Here is a 22,752-nt window from a genome sequence, read left to right as displayed (position 1 = left end):
CGGGGCATAGAATGTCCCGCTGCGGCCTGGTCCGCGTCCGACCCTCGGTTTGCCGCTCACACCCCCGGAGGCCCCTGTGTCCCTTTCGTCCGCCGCGCCCACCCCGCCCTCCGTCCCCCTCGACCCCGCGGGCGCGCCGCATCGGCCGCAGCTGCCCGGCTCCGAGCGCACCCCGCCCGCCCGGACGCTCGTGGAGCTCTTCGACGCCACGGCGCGCGAGCACCCGGACGCGACCGCCCTGGACGACGGCGTCGAGCCGCTGACGTACGCGGAGCTGCGGGAGCGCGTCGACGAGACCGCCCGCCACCTGTGGGCCGCCGGCGTGCGGGCGGGAGACCGGGTCGGCGTGCGGATCGCCTCGGGCACGGCCGCGCTGTACGTCTCGATCCTCGGCGTGCTCGCCGCCGGCGCGGCCTACGTCCCCGTGGACGCGGACGATCCGGAGGAGCGCGCCCGCCTCGTGTTCGGCGAGGCGAAGGTGGCCGGCGTCCTCACCGACGAGCGGGTCTACGCCCCGCACCCCGAGCACACCGCGGACCCGGCCGCGGAGGCCCGCGCCCCCGGGCTCGAGGACGACGCGTGGATCATCTTCACCTCTGGCTCGACGGGCACCCCCAAGGGCGTGGCGGTGAGCCACCGCTCGGCCGCGGCCTTCGTGGACGCCGAGGCGCGGATCTTCCTGGCGGACGATCCGCTCGCCCCGGGCGACCGCGTGCTGGCGGGACTGTCCGTCGCGTTCGACGCCTCGTGCGAGGAGATGTGGCTCGCCTGTGGCGTCACGGTGCGTGCCTGGTCCCGGCCCCCCGCTCGCTCGTGCGCTCCGGCATGGACCTCGGCCCGTGGCTCGCCGAGCGGCGCATCACCGCCGTGTCCACCGTGCCGACCCTCGCCGCGATGTGGCCCACCGAGGCCATGGACAACGTCCGGCTGCTGATCTTCGGCGGCGAGGCCTGCCCGCCCGAGCTCGCCGCGCGCCTGGCGGAGGACGGCCGCGAGGTCTGGAACACCTACGGCCCCACGGAGGCCACCGTCGTCGCGTGCGCGGCCCCGCTCACGGGTCTCGGCCCGGTCCGCATCGGCCTGCCCCTGGACGGCTGGGACCTGGCCGTCGTCGACCCGCAGACCACGCTGCCCGTGGCCGAGGGCGAGACGGGCGAGCTGATCATCGGCGGCGTCGGCCTGGCCCGCTACCTCGACCCGGCCAAGGACGCCGAGAAGTACGCCCCCATGCCCTCCCTCGGCTGGGAGCGTGCCTACCGCTCCGGTGACCTCGTGGTCTTCGAGCCGGAGGGCCTGCTGTTCGTCGGCCGCGCCGACGACCAGGTGAAGCTCGGCGGCCGCCGCATCGAGCTCGGCGAGGTGGACGCGGCCCTCCAGGCCCTGCCCGGCGTCCACGGCGGCGCCGCGGCCGTGCAGACCACCCCGGCGGGCCACCAGATCCTCGTCGGCTACCTCGTCCCCGCGGACCCCGAGGCCGAGCTCGACCTGCACATGGCCCGCGAGCACCTCGCGGCGGAGCTGCCGGCCGCCCTCGTGCCCCGGCTGGCCGTCGTGGACTCCCTGCCCACGAAGACCTCCGGCAAGGTGGACCGCCACGCGCTGCCGTGGCCCCTGCCCGGCGCCGAGGTGGACGAGGACGCGCCCCAGCCGAACGAGGACACCGCCGACGGCTGGGTGCTGCGCCAGTGGGCGGACGTGCTCGGCGCGCCCCCCAAGGACGCCGACACCGACTTCTTCGAGGCCGGCGGCGGCTCGCTCGCCGCTGCCCAGCTCGTGGCCCGCCTGCGCCTGCGCCACCCGGCCGTGACCGTCCAGGACGTCTACCGCAACCCCACCGCCGGGGCCCTCGTGGCCGCCGTCGTGGGCGACGACGGCCCCCGCGGCATCGAGGTGCACGACCGGCACGTCGACCGCACCCGCCACCGCACCCAGTGGGTCCAGACCCTCGTGGGACTGCCCGTGTTCGTCCTGCCCGCCCTGCGCCTGGGCGTGTGGACCGGCCTGGCCCTGAACCTGCTGACGCTCTCCGGGCTCGCGCCCGGGCTGCCCACCGTGCCGTGGTGGGTGCTGATCGTGGCCGGTCTGCTGGTGGTGACCGTGCCCGGCCGCATGCTGCTCACCGCCGCGACGGCCCGGCTGCTGCTGCGCGGCGTGAGCCCCGGGTCCTACCCGCGCGGTGGCCGCGTCCACCTGCGCCTGTGGCTCGCCCAGCAGATCAGCGACCTCGTGGACCCCTACTCGCTGGCCGGCGCCACGTGGGTGCCCGCCTACGCGCGACTGCTGGGCAACCGGATCGGCAAGGACGTGGACATGCACACCGTGCCACCGGTCACCGGCATGCTCACGGTCGAGGAGGGCGCCGCGATCGAGCCTGAGGTGGACCTGTCCGGCTACTGGGTCGACGGCGACGTCGTCCGGCTCGGCGAGGTGCGCATCGGCGCGGACGCCGTCGTGGGCGCCCGCTCCACGCTCCTGCCGGGCGCCCAGGTCGGCGCCGGGGCGCACGTCGAGGCCGGGTCCACCGTCGCCGGGCGGGTGCGCGGCGGCCAGCGCCACGCCGGCTCCCCCGCCGTCAAGGTGGGCAAGGTGAAGTCCCGCGGCCCCGCCGAGGCGCCGCGGGAGACCCCGGGCTGGCGCCTGATGGCGACCGTCCTCTCGACCCTCATCTCCCTCCTTCCGCTCGTCTCCGCCGCCGCGGCGGCCGCGGTGGCCGCGTGGTCGCTGACCTGGTGGCCGCCGGCCCCGGAGGCGGGGCCGCTGGCCGCCGTCGGGACCACCGCGGCGCGCCTGCTGGCCGCAAGCCCCCTGGTGGCCGGCGTCTGGTTCCTGACCCAGATGCTGCTCGTGCTCGTCACCGTGCGCCTGCTCGCGCTCGGCATCACGGAGGGGCACCACCCCGTGCGCTCCCGGGTCGGCTGGCAGGTGTGGGCCACCGAGCGCGTCCTCGACGCCGCCCGCGACCAGCTGTTCCCGATCTACGCCTCCCGCTTCACGCCGACGTGGCTGCGCCTGCTGGGCGCCGAGGTGGGCCGCGGCGTCGAGGCCTCCACCGTGGTGCTCCTGCCCTGCATGACCCGCGTGGGCGACGGCGCGTTCCTCGCCGACGACACGATGGTCTCCTCCTACTCCCTCGACGGCGGGTGGATGCACGTGGCCCCCGCGAAGGTCGGCAAGCGCTCGTTCGTGGGCAACTCCGGCATGGTGCCCGGCGGCCGCACCCTGCGCCGCGACTCGCTCGTGGCGGTGCTGTCCACCACCCCGGCCAAGACCAAGGCGGGCACGTCCTGGATGGGCTCCCCGCCCGTGCGCCTGCGCCGCAACGAGGTCACCGCAGACGCCGCCCTCACCTACGACCCGCCGGCCCGACTCAAGGCCGCCCGCACCGCCTGGGAGCTGCTGCGCGCGATCCCGGTGTGGCTGCACGTGGCCCTGTCCCTCGCCGTCGGCGCGACGCTGGCCGCCCTCATCGCGGTCGGCACGTGGGCGCTGGCCTTCGTCCTGGGCGGCGTCGTCCTGCTCGCGGCCGGCGCGGTCGCGGCGAGCCTGACCGTGCTCGCCAAGCGGGTCTTCGTCGGCCGGATCCGCGCGGGCGAGCACCCGCTGTGGTCCTCGTTCATCTGGCGCAACGAGGTCGCGGACACCTTCACCGAGTTCCTCGCCGCCCCGTGGTTCAGCCGGGCCGCGGCCGGCACCCCCGCCCTGGTCTGGTTCCTGCGCGCGATGGGCGCCCGCATCGGCCACGGCGCCTGGGTCGAGTCCTACTGGCTGCCCGAGGCCGACCTCGTGGAGCTCGGCGACGGCGCCACCGTGAACCGCGGCTGCGTCGTCCAGACCCACCTGTTCCACGACCGCGTGATGTCCCTGGACGCCGTCGTCCTGGAGGACGGCGCCACCCTCGGCCCCCACTCCGTGGTGCTGCCCGCCGCCCGCCTGGGCCGCGGCACCACCGTCGGTGCCGGGTCCCTCGTGATGCGCGGCGAGGAGCTGCCCGCCGGCACGTGGTGGCTCGGCAACCCGGTCTCCCCGTGGCGTCGTCCCGACGGCGACCCCGCCGCCGCGGCCACCCCCTCCCGAGAGGAAGCATGAGCACCGATCCCTACGTCCCGGGCGTCGGCACCGACGCCGCCACCGTCGAGCACATCGCACTGGACCTCGACGTGCGCCTGGCCGCGAACCGGGTCTCCGGCACCGCCGTCCTGCGCGTGCGCCTGACGAAGCAGAGCCGCCGCATCGAGCTGGACCTGTACCGGCTGCGCGTGTCCCGGGTGGACGCCGTCGTCGACGGCCGCGCCGTCGCCTCCTCGTTCACCCAGCCGGGCCGCGCCCCGAGCCGCCTCGTCGTCGACCTGGACGAGAGCCGGCCGGAGGGCACGCTCGTGGAGCTGACCGTGGTCTACGCGGGCACGCCCACGCTGCGGCGCAGCCCGTGGGGCACGATCGGCTGGGAGGAGCTCACGGACGGCGTGCTCGTGGCCGGGCAGCCCCACGGCGCCTCCACGTGGCTGCCGTGCGTGGACTCCCCCACCTCCCGCTCGACGGCGGAGATCACCCTCACCTGCGACGCGGGCTACCTGCCCGTCGCCAACGGCGTGGGCGCGCCCGTGCGCACGCGCGGCTCGCGGGTCACGTGGCGGTGGCGGCTCGACCAGCCCGTGCCCGCCTACCTGCTCAGCGTGCAGATCGGCCGCTACCGGCTCGTGGACGCCGCCCCTCCCGCCGAGGGCCTGCCGCCGCTGCGCCTCGTGGTCTCCCCGCGGACCGAGCAGCGGGCCCTCCGGGCCCTTGCCCCCCAGCCGGCCATGATGGCCACGTTCATCGACGCCTACGGGCCATACCCATTCGAGGACTACACCGCGGTCGTGGCCGACGAGGAGCTCGAGATCCCGCTCGAGGCCGCGAGCATGTCGCTGTTCGGCACCAACCACCTGGACGGCTCGTGGGAGTCCGAGCGGCTGATCGCCCACGAGATGTCCCACCAGTGGTTCGGCAACGCCGTGACCCTGGGCCGCTGGTCCGACCTGTGGCTGCACGAGGGCTTCGCCTGCTGGTCCGAGTGGCTGTGGGCCGAGGCCTCGGGGCGGTCCAGCATCACCTCGATGGCGCGGCGGGCCTGGCAGAAGCTGGCCGCGCACCCGGTGGAGCAGGCGCTGGCCGAGCCCGGGCCGGAGGAGATGTTCGAGGACTGGGTGTACAAGCGCGGCGCGCTCACCGTGGAGGCGCTGCGGCACCTGCTGGGCACGGACCTCTTCGGCTCCATGCTGCGCGCCTGGGTGCGGGAGCACCGGTTCGGCACCGTCGACTCCCTGGGGCTGCGCACGCACGTGCACGCGTGGGCCCCGCACGCCGGGGTGAGCCGAGCGCAGGTGGACGAGCTCTTCGACGCGTGGACGCTGCGGCCCGAGCTGCCGCCGTTCCCGGGCTGAGGCGCCCGCGCGGTCGACTCAGCGGCCCCGCAGCGCCAGCGCCCCGAGGAGACCGCCCGGCAGCCGGTCGGTGAGGTCCACCAGCACGACGTCGGCCGGCACGGTCAGTGCGTCGACGGCGGCGGGGTCGCCCGTGAAGCCGGTGCCGGCGGCCTTCACGAGCGCCTCCTTCCGCGTCCACAGCCGGGCCCGCGCGGCGGGCCTCTCGGGGGCGGGAAGCTCCCGCACCCGGGCGCGCTCCGCCGTCGAGAAGCCCACCCCGCCCAGGCCGTCCTCGTCCGCGAAGGCCGCGGCGTCCGCCCGCTCGACGTCCACCCCGAGGCCGAGCCCGTCGGCGGGCCGTGCCGGCGCCCACCACGCCCCGATCCGAGCCCGGTCCTCAGTGCCGGGCATCCGGACGCGCGTGAACGAGACGAGGGCGACCCGGCCGGGGGGCAGGCCGGTCAGCGCGGGGACGCCGTGCGCGGCCGAGCCGCAGCGCGGGCAGGCGTGCCGGAGCCCGAGCGGCCCCACCGGCACGCCCCAGGCCGCCGTCAGGGCGGTGCGCACCTGACCGAGCAGCGCGGAGACGGCGTCGGCCGCCCCCGCCGAGGCGGGGACGGCCGAGGTCAGGCCCCACGGGCCGGTCGCGACGGACACGGTCAGCGCTGGACCGCCCCGTGCCGCTGCGCCGCGAGCGCGGTGGCCGCGGCGCGGGCCTCGGAGACCTCCTCCGCGGTGAGCGTGCGGTCAGGGGCGCGGAAGCGCAGGGAGAACGCGAGGGACTTCCGCCCCTCCGGCACGCCCGCGCCCCGGTAGACGTCGAACAGCTCGACGGCCTTGAGCAGCTCCCCGGCACCCTCGGCGAGGGTCGCGCGCACGTCCCCGGCCACGACGGCCTCGTCCACCACGAGCGCCACGTCCTGCGTGCTCACGGGGAACGTGGACAGCGGTGCGGCGACCACGATCTCGGGGGCCGCGGCGCACAGCGCGTCCAGGTCCAGCTCCCACACGCTCGTGCGGGCGGGCAGGTCCTCGGCCTCGAGCCACTGCGGGTGCAGCTCGCCGGCGACGCCCACCACCCGGTCCCCGTGCTCGGTCACGACGACGAGCTCGGCCACCCGGCCCGGGTGGAACGCGTGGTGCCGGCCCTGCCGGACGGTCAGCTCGACGCCGAGGACGTCGGCCACGTCGAGGGCCCCGGCGATCGCGTCCTGCCAGTCCACCGGGCGGGGGTCGTGGTCCGGCCCGGGCGCCGAGTCGTGCCCGGCGTACAGACCGGCCACGTGCCACGGCTGAGCGGGGATGCCGGCCTCGAGGTCGGCGAGGACCTCGGCGGAGGGGTGGACCGCGCGCGGGGGGATCGTCGCCGAGCCCAGCTGCGCGCCGGGCAGGAAGACCAGCCCCATCTCGTACAGCGCCAGATCGCGGAAGCCGCGTCCGAGGTTGCGGCGCGCGGTCTCGACGAGGCCCGGCAGCAGCGACAGGCGCAGGTACCGGTACTGGGAGGCGATCGGATTGGCCAGGGCCACCATCGCCAGGGCCTGGCCCTGCGCGTCCGAGTCCGCCCCGAAACGCCGGTTCTGCTCCTCGGAGACGAACGGGTAGGCGAGCACCTCGGTGAGTCCCGCGGCCGCGAGCGCGGCCGACACGCGGCGACGCTGGGCCTGGCGGCGGGTGAAGCCGCGGCCCGGCGGGGCCACGGGCACCACGGAGGGGATCGCGTCGTAGCCGCGCAGGCGCGCGACCTCCTCGGCGAGGTCCTCGGGGATGCGCAGGTCCGTGCGCCACGACGGCGCGGTCACGGTCAGCCGCGGGGCGACGTCGGCGGCGGCCTCGGCGACGGTCACCTCGGCCCCCAGGGCCCCCAGCGTCACCACGACCTCGTCGGTCGTGTACGCCACGCCCACCAGGGCGGAGGGGAAGTCGGCGGCCATCTCGACGACGGCCGGCTGCGGCCGCGTCCCGACGTCGGTGACCCCGGGCTCGGCGGTGCCGCCGGCGAGCTCGACGAGCATCTGGACGGCCCGCTCGGCCGCCTCGTCGGCGATCTCCCAGTCGACGCCGCGCTCGTTGCGCTTCGACGCCTCCGAGGGCAGGCGGTGCCGGCGCCGCGTACGCGCGATCGACACGGGGTCGAAGTTCGCGGACTCGACCACGATCGTGGTGGTGGCGTCCGTGACCTCGGTGGCGGCCCCGCCCATGACGCCCGCCAGGCCGATGGGGCCGGAGTCGTCCGTGATGAGCAGGTCCTCCGCGTCGAGCTCGCGCTCCTTGCCGTCGAGGGTGGTCAGAGTCTCTCCGGCCCGCGCGCGGCGCACCACGATCTCGCCGGAGAGCGTGTCCGCGTCGTAGAAGTGCAGGGGCTGGCCCAGCTCCCACATGACGTAGTTGGAGATGTCCACCGGCAGGGAGATGGTGCGGATGCCGGCCAGGCGCAGGCGCGCGGCCAGCCACGGCGGGGTCGGGCGGGTCGCGTCCACGCCGGAGACCGTGCGGGCCACGAAGCGGGTGGCCCCGGGCTCGCCGTGGATCGGCGCGTCGTCGTCGATGCGGACGGCCGGGCCGGCGTCGTCGGCCGCGGGCGGGTGGACGGCGGCGGCCGGGTCCGTGAAGGGCACGCCGGTGGCGTGCGCGTACTCGCGCGCGACGCCGCGCATCGAGAACGCGTAGCCGCGGTCGGGCGTCACGTTGATCTCGGCGGCCTCGCCGTGCAGGTCCAGGACGTCCCGGGCGTCGGTGCCCGGCTCGGGGTCGAGCCCGAGGTCGCCGAGCACGATGATCCCGTCCGTGCCGTCGTCGCCCATGCCCAGCTCCGTGCTGGAGGCGATCATGCCGGCCGAGACGTGGCCGTAGGTCTTGCGGGGGCTGATGCGGAAGTCGCCGGGCAGCACCGCGCCGGGCAGGGCCACGACGACCTTGTCCCCGACCTCGAAGTTGTGGGCGCCGCACACGATGCCCTGCACGCCGGAGGACTCGATCCCCTCGCCGGTGAGCGGCTGGGCGGCGCCCTCGGGAACCACCCGCACGGAGCACCAGTTGATGGTCTTGCCGTTCTTCTGCGGCTCGGGCTCCTTGGAGAGCACCTGCCCGACGACGATCGGGCCCTGCAGCTCGGCGGCCGGACGGTGGACGTCCTCCTCCTCGAGGCCGACGCGGACGAGGTCGGCCATCACGTCCTCGGCACGGTGCTCCGCGGGCACGGGGACGAACTCCCGCAGCCAGTCCAGGGGGATGCGCATGGATCAGACCTCCATTCCGAAGTGCTGGGAGAAGCGGACGTCGCCCTCGATCATGTCGTGCATGTCCGGGACCTCGTTGCGGAACATGAGCGTGCGCTCCACGCCCATGCCGAACGCGAACCCGGAGTACTCCTCCGGGTCCAGGCCCGCGGCGCGCAGCACATTCGGGTGCACCATGCCGCAGCCGCCCCACTCGATCCAGCGGGGCCCGCCCTTGGCGCCGGGGTGCCAGATGTCCAGCTCGGCGCTGGGCTCGGTGAACGGGAAGAAGTTCGGGCGCAGGCGGATGGCCGCCTCGGCCCCGAACATCTGGCGGGCGAAGTACTCGAGGGTGCCGCGCAGGTGGGCCATGGTCAGGCCCTTGTCCACGGCCAGGCCCTCGAACTGGTGGAACACCGGGGTGTGCGTGGCGTCCAGCTCGTCCGTGCGGAAGGTGCGACCCGGGCACAGCACGTAGGTGGGGGCGCCCCGCTCGAGCAGGGAGCGCATCTGCACCGGGGAGGTGTGGGTGCGCAGCAGCAGGTGGGCCTCGGCCGGGGCCACGAAGAAGGTGTCCTGCATCTCGCGGGCCGGATGGTCCGGCGCGAAGTTGAGGGAGTCGAAGTTGAACCACTCGGACTCGAGCTCGGGGCCCTCCGCGATCTCCCAGCCCATGCCGACGAAGATCTCCGAGACGCGGTCCATCGTCAGCGAGAGCGGGTGACGGGCGCCGACGCGGCGGCGACGGACCGCGGTGGTCACGTCCACCGTCTCCTCGCGCAGGATCCGCGCGGCCTGCTCCGCCTCGAGCACCTCGGTGCGGGCGGCCAGGGCCTTGCCCAGGCGGCCGCGTGCGGCGCCCATGAGCTTGCCGGCCTCCGCCTTGCGCTCCTTGGGCAGGGCGCCGATCGCCTTGTTCGCGAGAGTCAGGGGGGCCCGGTCGCCGGTGTGGGCCAGGCGGGCGGCCTTGAGCTCATCGAGGTCCGCCGCGGCCTCGTACGCGGCGAGCGCGGCCTGCACGGCGGCCTCCACCGCCTCCGCGTCCACGGGGGAGATCTCCGCCACGGGCGCGGTGGGCTCCGCGCCGGTCTCGGGGCTGGGTGTCATCAGGGCAACGACCTTCGCATGGGGGACGGTGGGACGCCCGTCAGTCTAGTGTCCGCCCCGGGCGCGCTCGGCCTAGGCTGAGGCGCATGACCGCCCCGGACTCCCTCGACGGCACCGACCCGCTGCTGCGGGGCGTGGGCCTGGACGCGCAGACCCGCTGCGCCCATTACGCCACGGCGCGGGACGTCGTCGCCCTGCGCTTCGCCTGCTGCCCCGCGTACTGGTCCTGCCACCGCTGCCACGCGGAGCTCACCGACCACCCGGCCGTGCCGGTGCCCGCCGACGACTTCGACCGGCCGCATGTGCTGTGCGGGGTGTGCCGCACCGAGCTGAGCGTGACCGCGTACCTCTCCCTCGAGGCCACCGCCGATCCCGCGTGCCCGGCCTGCGGGGCGCCGTTCAACCCGGGCTGCGCCGCCCATGCCCCGCTCTACTTCGACGTCCCCGCGTCTGGGTCCCCCGCCTGTGGCACCGGACCCACGGCGCGGCCATGACCGCGGCCCCCTCCCGGCCGTCGCCTCCGGCGCACGTGCGGGCGCGCGGGCTGTGGAACCTGGTGAACCTGGCGACGCCGCTGGGGCTGGTGGGCGCCGTCGTCGCCGGCTGCGCGCTGCAGCCCGGGCCGCACGGGCTGGTCGAGGCCCGCGGCTGGACGCACCGGTTCCCGGGCGGGGCCGCGTTCACGGTCGGCGACGTCGTGTTCACCCGCCCCGGCCTGCGCATGACGCCCGCGCTGTGGCGGCACGAGGCCGGCCATGCGGACCAGTACGCCCTCCTGCTGGGTCTGCCCTTCCTGCCGGCGTACGCGCTGGCGGCGGCGTGGTCGACGTGGCGGACCGGGGACCCGGCGTCGCGCAACGTCTTCGAACGACGCGCGGGCCTGGCCCTGGGCGGCTACGTCGAGCGGCCCGTGGTCCGCGGCCTGCGGCGCCGCCGCTGACGGGTCCGGGGGTCAGTGCAGGGTGCCGCCGGGGACGTCGAGGTCGGGGCCGCCGGCCAGCGCCGTCAGGGCGGCCTCGGCCACCGCGCGCGCCAGGTCGGCCGCGGGCAGGGCCGGGGTGTCCGGCGTCGGGCGGTGCTCGGCGTCCCACGGCACGTGGATGAAACCGGCGGCCCGGGCGGTGCCGGGGGCGTCGAGGAGCGAGTACATGACGTGGTTGCACACGAACGCGCCCGCGGACAGGGACGGCTCCGCGGCGACGCCGGCCGCCCGGATCGCGGCGACGGCACGCTTGGCGGGCAGGGTGGCGAACAGGGCCGCGGGCCCGTCGGCGCGCACGGGCCGGTCCACGGGCTGGTCCCCCGCGTTGTCCGGGATCCGGGCGTCCTGCAGGTTCACGGCCACCCGCTCGACCCGCACCGCCGCCGTGCCGCCTGCCAGCCCGACGGCGATCGCCACCTCCGGCCGGACCCGGTCGAGGGCCGCGGTCAGGGCAGGCCCGGCCGCGCCGAACGCGCACGGCAGCTCGACCGCCTCGGCCGTCACACCCCGGTCCGCCAGGATGCCCACGGCGTCCCGTGCGGCGGCGGTCGACGGGTTGTGGACATCCCCGCCGAAGGGCTCGAAGCCCGTGAGCAGGACGCGGGTTACCGGGGCGGGTGCAGGGGAGGTCATGGCGACCACGGTAGGCGCGTCTGGGCGCCCGCGCCACGCCCGGACTCGAACACGCTTGCGGGTCGATTCGAACATGTGTTCTACTTCTGGCCATGCGATGGGAAGCGCAGACCCTGCGGTCCGAGGGCGGAGCCCAGCGGGCGACGGCCGGCACACCGGCCGGCTCCGCCGCCCTGCTGCCGCTCTCGGACCTGCAGCGGAGTGTCACCACCCCGGAGTTCGCGGGCGTCACCTTCCATGAGGTGGTCGCCAAGACCGCACTGAACTCGGTGCCGTCCGCCTCGGCCATGCCGTTCCGCTGGACCGTGAACCCGTACCGCGGCTGCACCCACGCCTGCCGGTACTGCTACGCCCGCAGCACCCACACCTTCCTCGAGCTCGATGCCGGGGCCGACTTCGACCGGCAGATCGTCGTGAAGGTCAACGTCGCCGAGGTGCTGCGCGCCGAGCTCGCCCGGCCCACGTGGGGCCGCGAGGCGGTGGCGTTGGGGACCAACACGGACCCGTACCAGCGGGCCGAGGGCCGCTACGCGCTGATGCCCGGGATCATCCGCGCCCTGGCGGATTCCGGCACCCCGTTCTCCGTGCTGACCAAGGGGACCCTGCTCGCGCGGGATGTGCCCCTGCTGCAGGCGGCCTCGCGTCAGGTGCCCGTGCAGGTCTCGCTGTCCCTGGCGATGCTCGATCCCGCCATCGCCGCCGCGGTCGAGCCGGGCACGCCGTCGCCGACCGCACGCCTGCGCCTGATCGAGCGGCTCGCCGCCGCGGGTGCGGACGTCACCGTCATGGCCATGCCTCTGCTGCCGTGGCTCACGGACGGGGACCGCGAGATCGACGCCCTCATGCGCGCGCTGGCGGACGCCGGAGCCGCGCGCGTCATGCCGGGCGCCCTGCACCTGCGGCCGGGCGCGAAGGAGTGGTACCTGGACTGGATCCGCCGTGAGCACCCGGATCTGCTGGCCGGCTACGAGCAGATGTACGCCCGGTCCGCCTACGCGCCCGAGTCGTACCGTCGCATGCTCACCCGGGTGGCCGGGGAGGCCGCCGCACGGCACGGCCTGGCCCGCGGCGGCGCCCACGGCATCCGGCGCGAGGACGGTCCCACGGCCCGGCGCACCCCGGCACCCCGGCCCTCCGCTCCGGCGGCGCAGCCCGCGCTGTTCTGACCGGTCCGCGGGGCGCGGCCGGCCGCGTGTCGACTCAGCGCCCCGCGGAGAACGCCGTGGCGGCGCCACGGAGCACCTCGGCCACGATCGGCCGGTCCGCCGGGATCCAGTCCAGGTGCCGCACGCCCGGCCCGGCGAGCGGCAGCCACGCCAGCAGATCGTGGTCCTGCAGGGCTCGGGGCCTCGCCCCCTCCTCCGCCAGGACGCCCCAGAACACCCGCATCCGGGCGCCGTTGGCCAGCTCCCACCCGGCCGGCTCCGGCGCCGCCACCTCGGGGCCGAGCCGCACGGCGACCCCGAGCTCCTCCCGACACTCCCGCAGCAGCGCCTCCTGGGCACCCTCCTCCGGCTCGACCTTGCCCCCGGGGAACTCCCAGAGTCCCCGCAGCGCGGCGGGCGCGCTGCGGCGGGCCGCCAGCAGGCGGGTCGGCGCGGCCGCATCGTCGAGCAGCGCGAGCCCCACGACCAGCCGCGGTCGCGCACCGTCCCGGGGCGACGTCGTCGGGCTGGCAGGGAGCACGGGGCGAGCAGGTGTGGCGGAGGTCATGAGCCCAGGCTAGCGAGGCCCCCGCAGACCGGAGTCCGTAGGCTGGGTCGGTGCCCACCCCCACTCCCGCCGCCGACGGCGCCCACGACCGTTCCCCCCGCGCCCCGCGTCCGACGCGCCCGGACCCGTCCATCCCACCGACCGCGCCGACGGGCCCCGGCGCGCTGCTGGGCGGCCGCCGCGTGCGTCTGCTGCCGGCCATCCTCGCGCTGGCCCTGGGCAGCTTCGCGATCGGCACCACGGAGTTCGCGATCATGGGGCTGCTCCCCCAGGCCGTGGCGGACCTGGGCATCGGGCTGGAGGCCGGCGGCGTGCTCATCTCGATGTACGCCCTCGGCGTGGTCGTCGGCGCCCCGCTGCTGGCGGCCGCCTTCGCCCGGGTGGACCGACGACTCACCAGCATCGTGCTGATGCTGCTCTTCCTCGCGGGCCACGTGGCCGCCTTCCTCGCCCCGGACGCGGCCACCATGATGGCCGCCCGCTTCATCTGCGGCCTGCCCCACGGGGCCTACTTCTCGGCGGCCGCCCTGGCCGCCGCGGACCTGGCCGGGCCCGCCCGCCGTGGCCAGGCCGTCGCATGGGTGATGGCGGGCCTGTCGGTGGCCAACGTGCTCGGCGTCCCGGCCGCCACCGCCCTGGGCCAGAGCGCGGGCTGGCGCTGGATGTTCGTCATCGTGGCGACGTGCGCGGCCCTGTGCGTGGCCGCCACCGCATGGCTCGTGCCGCCGGTCCCGGCGCCCGAGGGGGCGTCCGTGCGCCGCGAGCTGCGCGGCCTGGCGTCCGGGCGCCTGTGGGCCACGGTGGCCGTCGGCGTCCTCGGCTTCGCCGGCATGTTCGCCCTCTACACCTACATCGCCCCCCTGCTGACCACGGTGTCCGGCCTCGATGAGCGGTGGGTGCCCGCCGTCCTGGCCCTCTACGGGGTGGGCATGGTCGTCGGCACGCTCGTCGGCGGCGCCCTCACGGACCGCGACCCGGTGCGCACGCTGCGTCTGAGCTTCGCACTCAGCGCCGTCTTCCTTCTGGGCGTCGGCCTGACCGCGCAGTGGGCGCCCGTGATGGTGGTCTTCCTCTTCCTGGTGGCCGTCAGCGGCTCCGGGATCGCCCCGTCCCTGCAGGTGCTGCTGGTGGACTCCGCCCCCACCGCGCCGCAGTTGGCGGGCTCCCTGAACCACTCCGCACTGAACATGGCCAACGCCATGGGGGCCTGGGTCGGCGCGGCCGCGATCGGCGCCGGAGCCTCCCTGAGGACCCCGCCGCTCATCGGTGCCGCCATTGCCCTCGGCGGCCTCGTCCTCGCGCTCCTGCTGGTCCGACGCACCCCCGCCGTCGGCGCCGTCCCGCACGACGGCCCCTCCGCCGCCACCGTGTGAATCGCGTGCGGCGCGCTCGGTCCACGGGCGGCTGACCTCGCGATCGAGGGGTAGCGGGCCGTCAGAGGTGGCACAGGTGGAATCGGCTTGGCTAAGCTCCTTTCCGTACGTCATCATCCGCAACTCGAAAGGAACATCAGCATGTTCACCATCATCGCTTGGATCATTATCGGCCTCATCGCCGGTGCCATCGCTCGCCTGATTCTTCCGGGGCGACAGGGCTCCGGCTGGCTGGGTGCCCTCATCACGGGCCTCCTGGGTGCCGTTCTCGGTGGCTGGATCTCCACCCTGCTCGGCGGGGAAGGGCTCGGCGACGCGTTCAGCTGGCAGACGCTCATCTGGTCTGTGATCGGCGGCGTCATCGTGGCCTTCATCTGGCAGGCCATCACCAGCCGCCGCGGCACCCGCGTCTGAGCTGACATCGGCTGACCCGGCACCCGCCGGGTCGACCCCAGAAGGGGCGGGGATCCTCACGGATCCCCGCCCCTTCTGGCGTGTGCGTTCAGTCCCGCGTGGTCGGCGAGGCCATCGCCGAGGCGTAGAGGCACACCGTGGCCGCCGTGCCCACGTTCAGGGACTCCGCGGCGCCGTAGAGGGGCACGGCCACCCGGCGCTCCGCCAGGGCCAGCTCCGCCTCGTCCAGGCCCTGGGCCTCATTGCCGAACAGCCAGGCGGTGCGCGCCCCCAGCGACGCCGGGGACAGGGCGTCCAGTCGATCGGACCCGTGGCCGTCGGCGGCCCACACCTGTAGACCCGCCGCCCGGGCAGCCACCGCCACGTCCTCCGCCTGCACCCCCGCGAGCACGGGCAGGTGGAACAGGGACCCGGCGGTGGAGCGGACCACCTTCGGATTGAACGGGTCCACCGATCCGGCGGTGAGCACCACCGCGTCCGCGCCCGCGGCGTCCGCCGCGCGCAGCACCGTCCCCGCGTTGCCCGGGTCCTGCACGCGGCACAGCACGGCCGCCAGCGCCGCACCGTCGAACGCGTCCTCCAGGGCGGGCTGATCCGGGACGCGGGCCACGGCCACGACGCCCTGGCCCGTCACCGCGTCCGCCATGGCCGTCAGGACCTCGTCCGAGGCCTCCCGCACGAACACCCGCTCGCCGCCGTCGGGCCCGTCGGCGGCCACCCGCTCCACGAGGGCCGCCAGCTCCGAGTCCCGGTCGGCGAGCCCGGCGGAGACGTAGACCTGGGTGAGGACGCGACCGGCCGGCCACTGCCGCGCCGCGCCCGCCGGCCCCTCCCCCAGGTGCGCGCGCAGCGCCTCGCGGCACGCCTGCGGGCCCTCCACCAGGAACGTGCCGGTCCGGCGTCGCGCGGGCCGGCCGGCCAGGGCGGCGACGGCGCGGACGCGCTCGGCGCGGGGGTGGGTCAGCGGCTCGGCGGGCGGGGTCATGGGCTCTCCTGGTCGGGTTCGGCGGGGCGCGGGTGCGCAGACGCCGACGGGGCGGGCCTCGGTGGAGGACCCGCCCCGTCGGCGGTGGTGCTCACGCCTGGGGCGTGGTGGTGGGGCTCTCAGGGCCCCGGAGCCGGCTCAGCGGGAGACGGCGGGGGCGTTCACGTCCGCGGGCAGCGCCTCGCGGGCGGTCTTCACCAGCACGGCGAAGGTCGCGGCGTCGGAGACGGCGATCTCGGCCAGCATGCGGCGGTCCACCTCGACGCCGGCCAGCTTGAGGCCCTGCATGAAGCGGTTGTAGGTCATGCCGTTGGCGCGGGCGGCCGCGTTGATGCGGGTGATCCACAGGCGACGGAAGTCACCCTTGCGCTTGTGGCGGTGCTGGTAGTTGTAGGTGAACGAGTGGAGCATCTGCTCCTTCGCCTTGCGGTACAGGCGAGACCGCTGGCCGCGGTAGCCGGAGGCGCGCTCCAGCATGGTCCGACGCTTCTTGTGGGCGTTCACTGCCCGCTTCACACGTGCCACGTGCGTACTCCAATCTGTGTGGTCCCCGGGGCGCGCACTGGCGCGTCACGGCCGAGGAGGAAGGGGTTCCGGCGAGGCCGGAGGGGGTGTCAGATGCCGAGCATCCGCTTGATCTGCTTGATGCTGCCCTTGGAGACGAGCTGGTCGCCCTTGAGACGGCGGGTCAGGCGCGAGGACTTGTGCTCCAGGTAGTGGCGGCGGTTCGCCTGCTGGCGCATGATCTTGCCGGAGCCGGTCACGCGGAAGCGCTTCTTGGCACCGCTGTGGGTCTTCATCTTCGGCATGGCTGCCGTTCTCCTTCACTCATCGCTGCCGTGCGCGGCGCGCACGGCAGTGCTGGTCACCCCGGTCCGTCCGGACCGGGCTGGTCTGTGGCGACCCCGGGGGGTCAGGCCCGAGGACCGGGCTTGGGGGCACCGCCGCGGGGGGCGGCGGGCTTGGGCGGGGCCGGCATCGGCTTGGCCGCCGGCTTCGGAGCCGACGACGGCGCGGCCGGCTTGGCGGCGGACCGCGGCTTCGGCGTGGCAGCCGGCGCAGCCGAGGACTGCGGCTTCGGCGTCGCGGCCGGCTTCGGGGACGATGCGGGCGTGGCGCTGGAGGCCGGCTTCGCAGCCGGGGCGGCCGTGGCCGGGCGGGGAGCCGCCGGGGCCGGGGTCTTCGGCGCCTGCTTCGTCTCGGCCGGGGCCGCGGAGGCGTTCTCCTGCGTCCGGGCGGCCATGGCCTTCAGCTGCTCGGGGAACGCGTCCCCGACCGAATTCCGCACCGGGGCGGAGTCGGACGCCGCCTTCTGCGCGGCGCGCTCCTTGGCCTCGCGGGCGGCCTGGTCGCGACGCGAACCGCCGCCCTGACGCTCGCGGTGGCTCTCGGCCGAGTTCTTGCGCTGGTCCGCGCGCGCATCGGCCTTGGTGCGCAGCGGGCCGACCACCATCACCATGTTGCGGCCGTCCTGGCGCGGCTGCGATTCGACGGTGCCCAGCTCGGCGACGTCCTCGGCGAACTGCTGCAGCAGCTTGATGCCGAGCTCGGGACGCTGCTGCTCACGGCCGCGGAACTGGATGATGGCCTTGACCTTGTCGCCCTGGCTCAGGAACTTCTTGGCGTGGCCGGTCTTGGTCTCGTAGTCGTGCTTGTCGATCTTCAGGCGGAAGCGGACCTCCTTGAGGACCGTGTTCACCTGGTTCTTGCGCGACTCACGGGCCTTCACCGCGGCCTCGTACTTGTACTTGCCGAAATCCATCAGCTTGCACACCGGAGGCTTGGCCGTGGGGGCCACCTCCACGAGATCCAGGTCCGCCTCGGCGGCGAGCCGGAGGGCGTCCTCGACGCGGACGATGCCGACCTGTTCGCCGTTCGGGCCGACCAGGCGGACTTCCGGAACGCGGATACGCTCGTTGATGCGGGGATCGCTGATGGTGGTACTCCTCTGTGCGAGACGACGGGTGATCCCGCGCCCACCGGAGGGACCCTCGGAAACGAGGAAGGCCTCCCCTGCGCGGACGCAGACGGAGGCCTCGACACGATCCCGTCGGACGGGACCCTCGGTGCGGGCTGCGCGCCACGACGCGGCGGTCCCGACCGGCGACCCGGCAACTCGGCCCGGGGCGAACCGGACATCCTGCTGACGCGGGTGGGAGAGAGGCCTCCACTTTGCTGCTCCTGGCCCGTGCACGCCTGCTCCGGGGTCACCGGATGACGAGGACGTGCGCGGACCACGAGTGGTCTATGGGAAGCTTACCACCATGACAGACGAACGTCAGGCCCAGGACGCCACCCCCATGGACGCCCCCGCCGAGATCCGCGACATCCACGAGGTCCCCGCCGTCGAGGTCATCACGACCACCGCCGTGCACCTGATGACCGCCGCCGCCGTCAAGTGCGGCCTGGCCGACTCCCCCGACGCCCGCGAGCTCATCGATCTCGACGAGGCCCGCAAGCTCATCACGGCCCTCGCCGGGCTGGTCACGGCCGCGGCCCCCGAGATCGGCAGCCAGCACGCCGGCCCGCTGCGCGACGGCCTGCGCTCGCTGCAGCTGGCGTTCCGTGAGGCCTCCCCGTTCCCGGACGCCCCGGGCAAGGGCCCCGGCGAGAAGTTCACCGGCCCGGTGAACTGACCACGCCCCCCGATGACGACGACGGCGCGCCCCCGACCGGGGGCGCGCCGTCGTCGTCGGAGCCGGGCTCAGGCGTCCGTCGAGGCCTCCGGGGCGGGGGTGAGATGCCGGGTGACCGGCGTCGTGAAGAGGGTGAGCAGCGCGACGCCGGAGACCGCGAGCAGCGGCCCACCCAGAGCGGCGGCGTCCACGCTGAAGAGCCACGAGGACAGGAGCACACCGAAGAGCTGGATCGCGACGGCGGCGCCGCGGCTCCACGCCCGACCGCGCAGCAGGGCGACGGAGGTCGCGAGGATCCACAGGGTGAGCAGCGCGTAGATGACGACCAGCATCACGCGGGCGCCGGCCGGGAGCACCCCGTCCGCCGCATGCACCACCGCGTCCACGGCGAGCCAGAGGAGCGCGCCCGCCTCGACCACGAGCGCCGCGGCGACCACGAGGACGGCCGCCGGCAGGCCCCGGCCGGGGCGGGGCGGGACCGTCGTCGCGTCGGCGCCCGACGACTCGGACGGGGCGACGGGGTCGGGGCGGCGGGACTGTGTCATGGGGCCTCTCCTGCGGGACGGCTGCGGGGACGGACGTGTGCCCCACGGTACGCCGGGCGGTGCGCGGGCCAGGTTCGCGGCGACGCGCCGTCCCGGGCATGGGTGTGACCAAGGACTCACTGGGAGGCGCGGTGATGCACCTCATTCACCTCTTGTTCACTCGTGAGGGCCGTGCGAGGATGGCACGCGAGAGATTTCCGGGGGCCGCGTTCGTACGAAAGCGGTCCCCGTTGCAATGACCAGGGTCGCCCTCCGTATCGGTCGTGCCGCGCGTCGTCCGCGCAGGCCCCCGCGCCCGCCGCCGGCGGAGGCCGTGACCACCGGCGCCCGCGGGCTCCGGCTCTTCCGACAGAAAGTGAGCGGACCGATGGATTGGCGCAGTAAAGCAGCGTGCCTGGACAAGGACCCGGAGCTGTTCTTCCCCGTGGGCAACACCGGCCCCGCCCTCCTGCAGATCGAGGAGGCCAAGGCGGTGTGCCGCTCGTGTGAGGTCGTGGACACGTGCCTGAAGTGGGCCATGGAGTCCGGCCAGGACTCGGGCGTCTGGGGCGGCATGAGCGAGGACGAGCGGCGCGCCATGAAGCGCCGCGCCGCGCGTGCCCGCCGCGCCTCCTGACCCACCCGGACCACCGGCCCCGTCGACGACGTCGACGGGGCCGTCCTCAAGCCCGGCCGGGTTCACGTCAGGGGCAGTCGCAGCACGACGCGCGTGCCGCCGTCGTCGGACCGCTCCCAGCGCAGGGTGCCGCGCAGGTCCCCCTCCACGAGCGAGTGCACGATGCGCAGGCCGAGCCCCGATCCCTCGCCCGCGCGGGGAGACTCCCCCGGCACCCATCCGTCGGGGGCGGCGGGGCCGCCGTCCGTCACGGACACGACCAGCACCGTTCCCGCGGGGGTCGACTCGCGGTCGGCGTGCAGGCCCACGCAGCCACCGCCCGGCGCCGTGCCGTGCTCGACGGCGTTGGCCGCCAGCTCATTGAGCACCAGCGCCAGCGGCGTGGTCACGTGGGAGGGCAGTTCACCGAACTCGCCCGTGACCGCGACCTGCAGCGGCCGCCCGTCCCCGGCCACCTCGACGGCCAGGCGGAACTGCCGCTGCAGCAGACCGTCCACGGGGACCTGGTCCTCGATCTCCTCGCTCAGCGTCTGGTGGACGAGGGCGATCGTGTCCACCCGCTGCATCGCCTGACGCAGCGCACGCTCCGCCTCGGGCGAGGACGTGCGCCGCGCCTGCATGCGCAGCAGCGATCCCACGGTCTGCAGGTTGTTCTTGACGCGGTGGTGGATCTCGCGGATGGTCGCGTCCTTGGTGAGCAGACGCTGCTCCTGGCGGCGCAGCTCGGTCACGTCGCGCAGCAGCAGCAGCGCCCCCTGCCAGCCGTCCGGACCGAGCAGGGGGACGGAGCGCACCGTGAGGGACGCCCCGCCGGACTGCACCTCCCGCCGTCCGGCACGCAGCCCGGTGAGCACGGCCCACGTCCCCTCGTCGGTGGGCACACGGGCGGCGTCGGTGCTGGCCAGGACGTCGGTGAGCCGGTGCCCCTCGAGCGTTGAGGCGATGCCCAGCCGGCGCAGGGCGGAGACCGCGTTGGGACTGGTGAACTCGGCGACCGAGTCCGGCCCGAGCACGACGAGGCCGTCCCCCACCCGCGGCGTGCCGCCTGCCCAGAGGCCGGGAGGCTCCTCGGGCGCCGGCCAGCGGCCGTGCTGCATCATGTCCAGCAGGGTGCTGGCCGTCCGGCTGTAGTTCTCCTCGATCACCGAGCGCGCCGGCCGGCCGTTCGGGTCCGCGTGCGCGGAGACGACCGCGATGACCCTCCCGGCGCGGACCACCGGCCACAGACGCACCTGCAGCGTGCCTCCCGGGGCCTCGACGGGGCCGGCCCCCTCGGCCCGCTCCCCGCCATGCCACGTCTGCCCGACGACGGCCCGCAGGTCCGCGCGGGCGCGCGAGCCCACGATGTCGCGGTGGAAGAGGGTGGGAGCGGTGAAGGGCCGGACCTGGGCGAGCGCGACGAACCCTCCGGCCTCGTCGCGGCGGGGCACGGGGCACCAGAGCACGAGGTCCGCGAGCGCCAGGTCTGCCACGAGCTGCCAGTCCCCCACGAGCCGCTGCAGCCAGGCGCGGTCCTCGTCTCCGATGTCCGGGTGCGACGTCAGGGGGTCCTGCGCGAGCGAACTGACCATGGGATCAGGGTACGGCGACGTGCCGGGCGGCCCGTGTCCGTGGCGTCGCGGGCGGCGTCGGACGACACGGCGGCGATGGTCTGCGAGGGCCGTGCGCGGTGCCGTCCGCGGCGGGCGGGGCGGGCAGGGACACCGGCCAGCGTGGCGAGGGCGCGACGCAGCGGGCTGTTCGGAGCGGCCTCGGCGAGCACCTGGCCGGCGAGCAGCGCGGGGTCCGCGGCGGCCGGGTCCCACGGCAGGAACGCCTCCAGGGGCGTGGCCGGCGAGGCGTAGCGGTTCCAGACGGCCTCGACCTGCCCGCGCGGGGCGACGCCGGCGGCGGCGGGCCGGAGCCGGTTGACCACGACGCGCAGCCGTGCCGCCGGGGCCGCCTCCGCCAGCTCCTCGACCCCGCGGACCAGGCGGGGCAGGGCGACGGCGTCCGGCCCGCCGACCGCGATGACCTCGTCGGCCGCGGCGAGCGCCGCCAGGGTCGCACCGTTGCGCTGTGGGGCGGGCACGTCGAAGGACAACTCCTCGTCCTGCTCGAGACCGAACCCGACGTCGACGACCACGCGGTCCCAGTGTTCCCTGGCGGCCGCGATCAGCGCGGAGACGGCGGCGGGGCGCAGCTCGGGCCACCGGTCCACGCGGGTGAGCCCCGTCAGAACCGTCAGGTCCGCGCCGGCGACGCGGACGCGGACGCCCGCGGCCGCCAGGTCGGCGGCGCCCAGTCGGCCGTGGTCGGCCCGCCGCACGGCCCGCGACACGCCGGCCGACTCCTCCGTCAGCCCCAGGTGCACACCGACGGCGGGGCCGTACGTGTCCAGGTCGACCAGCAGCGTGTTCCGGCCGGCCACGGCGTGCTCGGCGGCGAGGTTCACGGCGACGGTGGTGCGTCCCGGGGCGCCGGTGGGACCCCACACCACGGTCACCAGGGACTCCCGCGCGGGTGCGGTCGGTTCGCCCTCCTCCGGAGAGGGTGCGGGGTCGGCTCCCTCGCCCGCGGTGGCGGGGCCGTCGTCGGGGGTGGCCGCGGCGGGGGCGGCGCCCGGCCCGGCGTCGTCGGGCTCGTCGGCGTCGCGCCAGGGGTCCGTGAGGCCGGGCACCTCGTCCGCGCCGAGCGTCTCCAGGGTGATCGGCAGGTCGTCGAGGTCCTCGGCGTGATCCCGGGCGTGGTCGGCGTCCTCCCCGTGCGAGGTCTCCGGCCGGCGGCCCTCCGCGGCGGCGCTCGCGGACTCCACGACGACGGCCGCGATCTGCTCGGGGTCGGCGTCGGCGCGCACGCAGGGCACCCCCATGCTGCGGAGACGACGCCGCTCGGCACGGACCTCGCTGAGCGCCGCCACGCCCACGGGTCGGGGCAGCCGGGCCGTCTCCTCCAGGAAGGCGGCGGTGAGGGACTCGGTGTCCCCGGCCACGAGGACCGCGTCCACGAGACCGGAGCGGGCGATGGCGAGCAGCTCGGCGATGTCCTCGGCCCGGCGGAGGACCGTGATGTCCGTCTGGTGCCGCTCGAGCGGGCCGATGTGGTCCAGGCCCGGCTGGACGGTGGTGGCCAGGGCGATGCGCACG

20 protein-coding genes and 1 pseudogene are annotated in these 22,752 nt (G+C 75.5%); 9 read left to right on the top strand and 12 right to left on the bottom strand.

Going from position 1 to position 22,752, the window contains the following annotated elements; all coding sequences use genetic code 11:
• Positions 1-76: 76 nt before the first annotated feature.
• Positions 77-4,086: pseudogene (locus ACTSKS_RS06015) on the top strand (Pls/PosA family non-ribosomal peptide synthetase).
• On the top strand, positions 4,083-5,423 hold the full coding sequence (locus ACTSKS_RS06010; RefSeq protein WP_036337490.1) for a M1 family metallopeptidase: 1,341 nt from the start codon (positions 4,083-4,085) through the stop codon (positions 5,421-5,423). The pseudogene ACTSKS_RS06015 and the gene ACTSKS_RS06010 overlap by 4 nt, the downstream one beginning before the upstream one ends.
• A gap of 18 nt (positions 5,424-5,441) precedes the next feature.
• On the opposite strand, the gene ACTSKS_RS06005 is transcribed toward ACTSKS_RS06010, so the two are convergent.
• From ACTSKS_RS06005 to pheS, 3 genes are read right to left on the bottom strand one after another with little or no spacing between them, the layout of a single operon-like run.
• Positions 5,442-6,062 (bottom strand): 4'-phosphopantetheinyl transferase family protein, encoded by a 621-nt coding sequence (locus ACTSKS_RS06005; RefSeq protein WP_036337488.1) that lies wholly within the window; start codon positions 6,060-6,062, stop codon positions 5,442-5,444.
• Between the two features lie 2 nt (positions 6,063-6,064).
• Positions 6,065-8,644 (bottom strand): phenylalanine--tRNA ligase subunit beta, encoded by a 2,580-nt coding sequence (pheT, locus tag ACTSKS_RS06000; protein ID WP_442927366.1) that lies wholly within the window; start codon positions 8,642-8,644, stop codon positions 6,065-6,067.
• A gap of 3 nt (positions 8,645-8,647) precedes the next feature.
• Positions 8,648-9,730: a phenylalanine--tRNA ligase subunit alpha gene (pheS, locus tag ACTSKS_RS05995; protein WP_012750956.1), complete on the bottom strand. Its 1,083-nt coding sequence runs from the start codon at positions 9,728-9,730 to the stop codon at positions 8,648-8,650.
• A gap of 86 nt (positions 9,731-9,816) precedes the next feature.
• On the opposite strand from pheS, the gene ACTSKS_RS05990 reads away from it, so the two are divergent.
• A complete protein-coding gene (locus ACTSKS_RS05990) occupies positions 9,817-10,224 on the top strand; it encodes a CHY zinc finger protein (protein ID WP_073117126.1) in 408 nt (135 codons plus the stop codon).
• The gene (locus ACTSKS_RS05985) at positions 10,221-10,670 is read left to right on the top strand and encodes a hypothetical protein (protein ID WP_073117125.1); all 450 of its coding nucleotides are present in this window, start codon (positions 10,221-10,223) and stop codon (positions 10,668-10,670) included. Before ACTSKS_RS05990 ends, ACTSKS_RS05985 begins: the two co-directional genes overlap by 4 nt.
• A gap of 12 nt (positions 10,671-10,682) precedes the next feature.
• Here the strand turns inward: ACTSKS_RS05985 and ACTSKS_RS05980 are convergent, their stop codons facing one another.
• Positions 10,683-11,345 carry a pyroglutamyl-peptidase I family protein gene (locus ACTSKS_RS05980; RefSeq protein WP_228062965.1) on the bottom strand — a complete coding sequence of 221 codons (663 nt, stop codon included), beginning with the start codon at positions 11,343-11,345 and terminating at the stop codon, positions 10,683-10,685.
• A 92-nt stretch (positions 11,346-11,437) separates the two neighbouring features.
• Between ACTSKS_RS05980 and ACTSKS_RS05975 the strand changes: the two genes are divergently transcribed.
• Positions 11,438-12,511, top strand: a complete 1,074-nt coding sequence (locus ACTSKS_RS05975; RefSeq protein ID WP_041104195.1) for an Rv2578c family radical SAM protein — start codon at positions 11,438-11,440, stop codon at positions 12,509-12,511.
• Positions 12,512-12,545: 34 nt separating this feature from the next.
• Here ACTSKS_RS05975 and ACTSKS_RS05970 read toward each other — a convergent pair whose 3' ends face one another.
• Positions 12,546-13,058, bottom strand: coding sequence for an NUDIX domain-containing protein (locus ACTSKS_RS05970; RefSeq protein ID WP_442927365.1), 513 nt, complete (start codon positions 13,056-13,058; stop codon positions 12,546-12,548).
• Positions 13,059-13,108: 50 nt separating this feature from the next.
• On the opposite strand from ACTSKS_RS05970, the gene ACTSKS_RS05965 reads away from it, so the two are divergent.
• Positions 13,109-14,431, top strand: coding sequence for an MFS transporter (locus tag ACTSKS_RS05965; protein ID WP_044659789.1), 1,323 nt, complete (start codon positions 13,109-13,111; stop codon positions 14,429-14,431).
• A gap of 141 nt (positions 14,432-14,572) precedes the next feature.
• The gene (locus ACTSKS_RS05960) at positions 14,573-14,845 is read left to right on the top strand and encodes a GlsB/YeaQ/YmgE family stress response membrane protein (protein ID WP_036315639.1); all 273 of its coding nucleotides are present in this window, start codon (positions 14,573-14,575) and stop codon (positions 14,843-14,845) included.
• A gap of 88 nt (positions 14,846-14,933) precedes the next feature.
• Here ACTSKS_RS05960 and ACTSKS_RS05955 read toward each other — a convergent pair whose 3' ends face one another.
• The 4 genes from ACTSKS_RS05955 to infC all read right to left on the bottom strand — a co-directional run bounded on the left by ACTSKS_RS05955 (position 14,934) and on the right by infC (position 17,718).
• On the bottom strand, positions 14,934-15,830 hold the full coding sequence (locus ACTSKS_RS05955) for a TrmH family RNA methyltransferase (RefSeq protein WP_041104199.1): 897 nt from the start codon (positions 15,828-15,830) through the stop codon (positions 14,934-14,936).
• Positions 15,831-15,968: 138 nt separating this feature from the next.
• Complete coding sequence (rplT, locus tag ACTSKS_RS05950) at positions 15,969-16,355, bottom strand: 50S ribosomal protein L20 (RefSeq protein ID WP_041105250.1); 387 nt, start codon at positions 16,353-16,355, stop codon at positions 15,969-15,971.
• Between the two features lie 89 nt (positions 16,356-16,444).
• A complete protein-coding gene (rpmI, locus tag ACTSKS_RS05945; RefSeq protein WP_002853699.1) occupies positions 16,445-16,639 on the bottom strand; it encodes a 50S ribosomal protein L35 in 195 nt (64 codons plus the stop codon).
• Positions 16,640-16,743: 104 nt separating this feature from the next.
• Positions 16,744-17,718: a translation initiation factor IF-3 gene (gene infC / locus ACTSKS_RS05940; RefSeq protein ID WP_220482387.1), complete on the bottom strand. Its 975-nt coding sequence runs from the start codon at positions 17,716-17,718 to the stop codon at positions 16,744-16,746.
• 376 nt (positions 17,719-18,094) lie between these two features.
• Here infC and ACTSKS_RS05935 point away from each other — a divergent pair, with 376 nt between their 5' ends.
• Positions 18,095-18,466 (top strand): DUF1844 domain-containing protein, encoded by a 372-nt coding sequence (locus ACTSKS_RS05935; protein ID WP_036313345.1) that lies wholly within the window; start codon positions 18,095-18,097, stop codon positions 18,464-18,466.
• A 68-nt stretch (positions 18,467-18,534) separates the two neighbouring features.
• On the opposite strand, the gene ACTSKS_RS05930 is transcribed toward ACTSKS_RS05935, so the two are convergent.
• Positions 18,535-19,011 carry a hypothetical protein gene (locus ACTSKS_RS05930; protein WP_134377024.1) on the bottom strand — a complete coding sequence of 159 codons (477 nt, stop codon included), beginning with the start codon at positions 19,009-19,011 and terminating at the stop codon, positions 18,535-18,537.
• Positions 19,012-19,378: 367 nt separating this feature from the next.
• Here ACTSKS_RS05930 and ACTSKS_RS05925 point away from each other — a divergent pair, with 367 nt between their 5' ends.
• Positions 19,379-19,627 carry a WhiB family transcriptional regulator gene (locus tag ACTSKS_RS05925; protein ID WP_002854852.1) on the top strand — a complete coding sequence of 83 codons (249 nt, stop codon included), beginning with the start codon at positions 19,379-19,381 and terminating at the stop codon, positions 19,625-19,627.
• A 62-nt stretch (positions 19,628-19,689) separates the two neighbouring features.
• Here ACTSKS_RS05925 and ACTSKS_RS05920 read toward each other — a convergent pair whose 3' ends face one another.
• Positions 19,690-21,198, bottom strand: a complete 1,509-nt coding sequence (locus tag ACTSKS_RS05920; protein ID WP_134415753.1) for a sensor histidine kinase — start codon at positions 21,196-21,198, stop codon at positions 19,690-19,692.
• Positions 21,168-22,751, bottom strand: a complete 1,584-nt coding sequence (locus ACTSKS_RS05915; protein WP_123244130.1) for a tyrosine-protein kinase family protein — start codon at positions 22,749-22,751, stop codon at positions 21,168-21,170. Before ACTSKS_RS05915 ends, ACTSKS_RS05920 begins: the two co-directional genes overlap by 31 nt.
• Between the last annotated feature and the right edge of the window lies 1 nt (position 22,752).

The organism is Micrococcus sp. TCR-5 (assembly GCF_052220525.1).
Taxonomy (GTDB): Bacteria; Actinomycetota; Actinomycetes; order Actinomycetales; family Micrococcaceae; genus Micrococcus; species Micrococcus luteus.
This window is presented reverse-complemented; position numbering and strand designations above follow the sequence as displayed.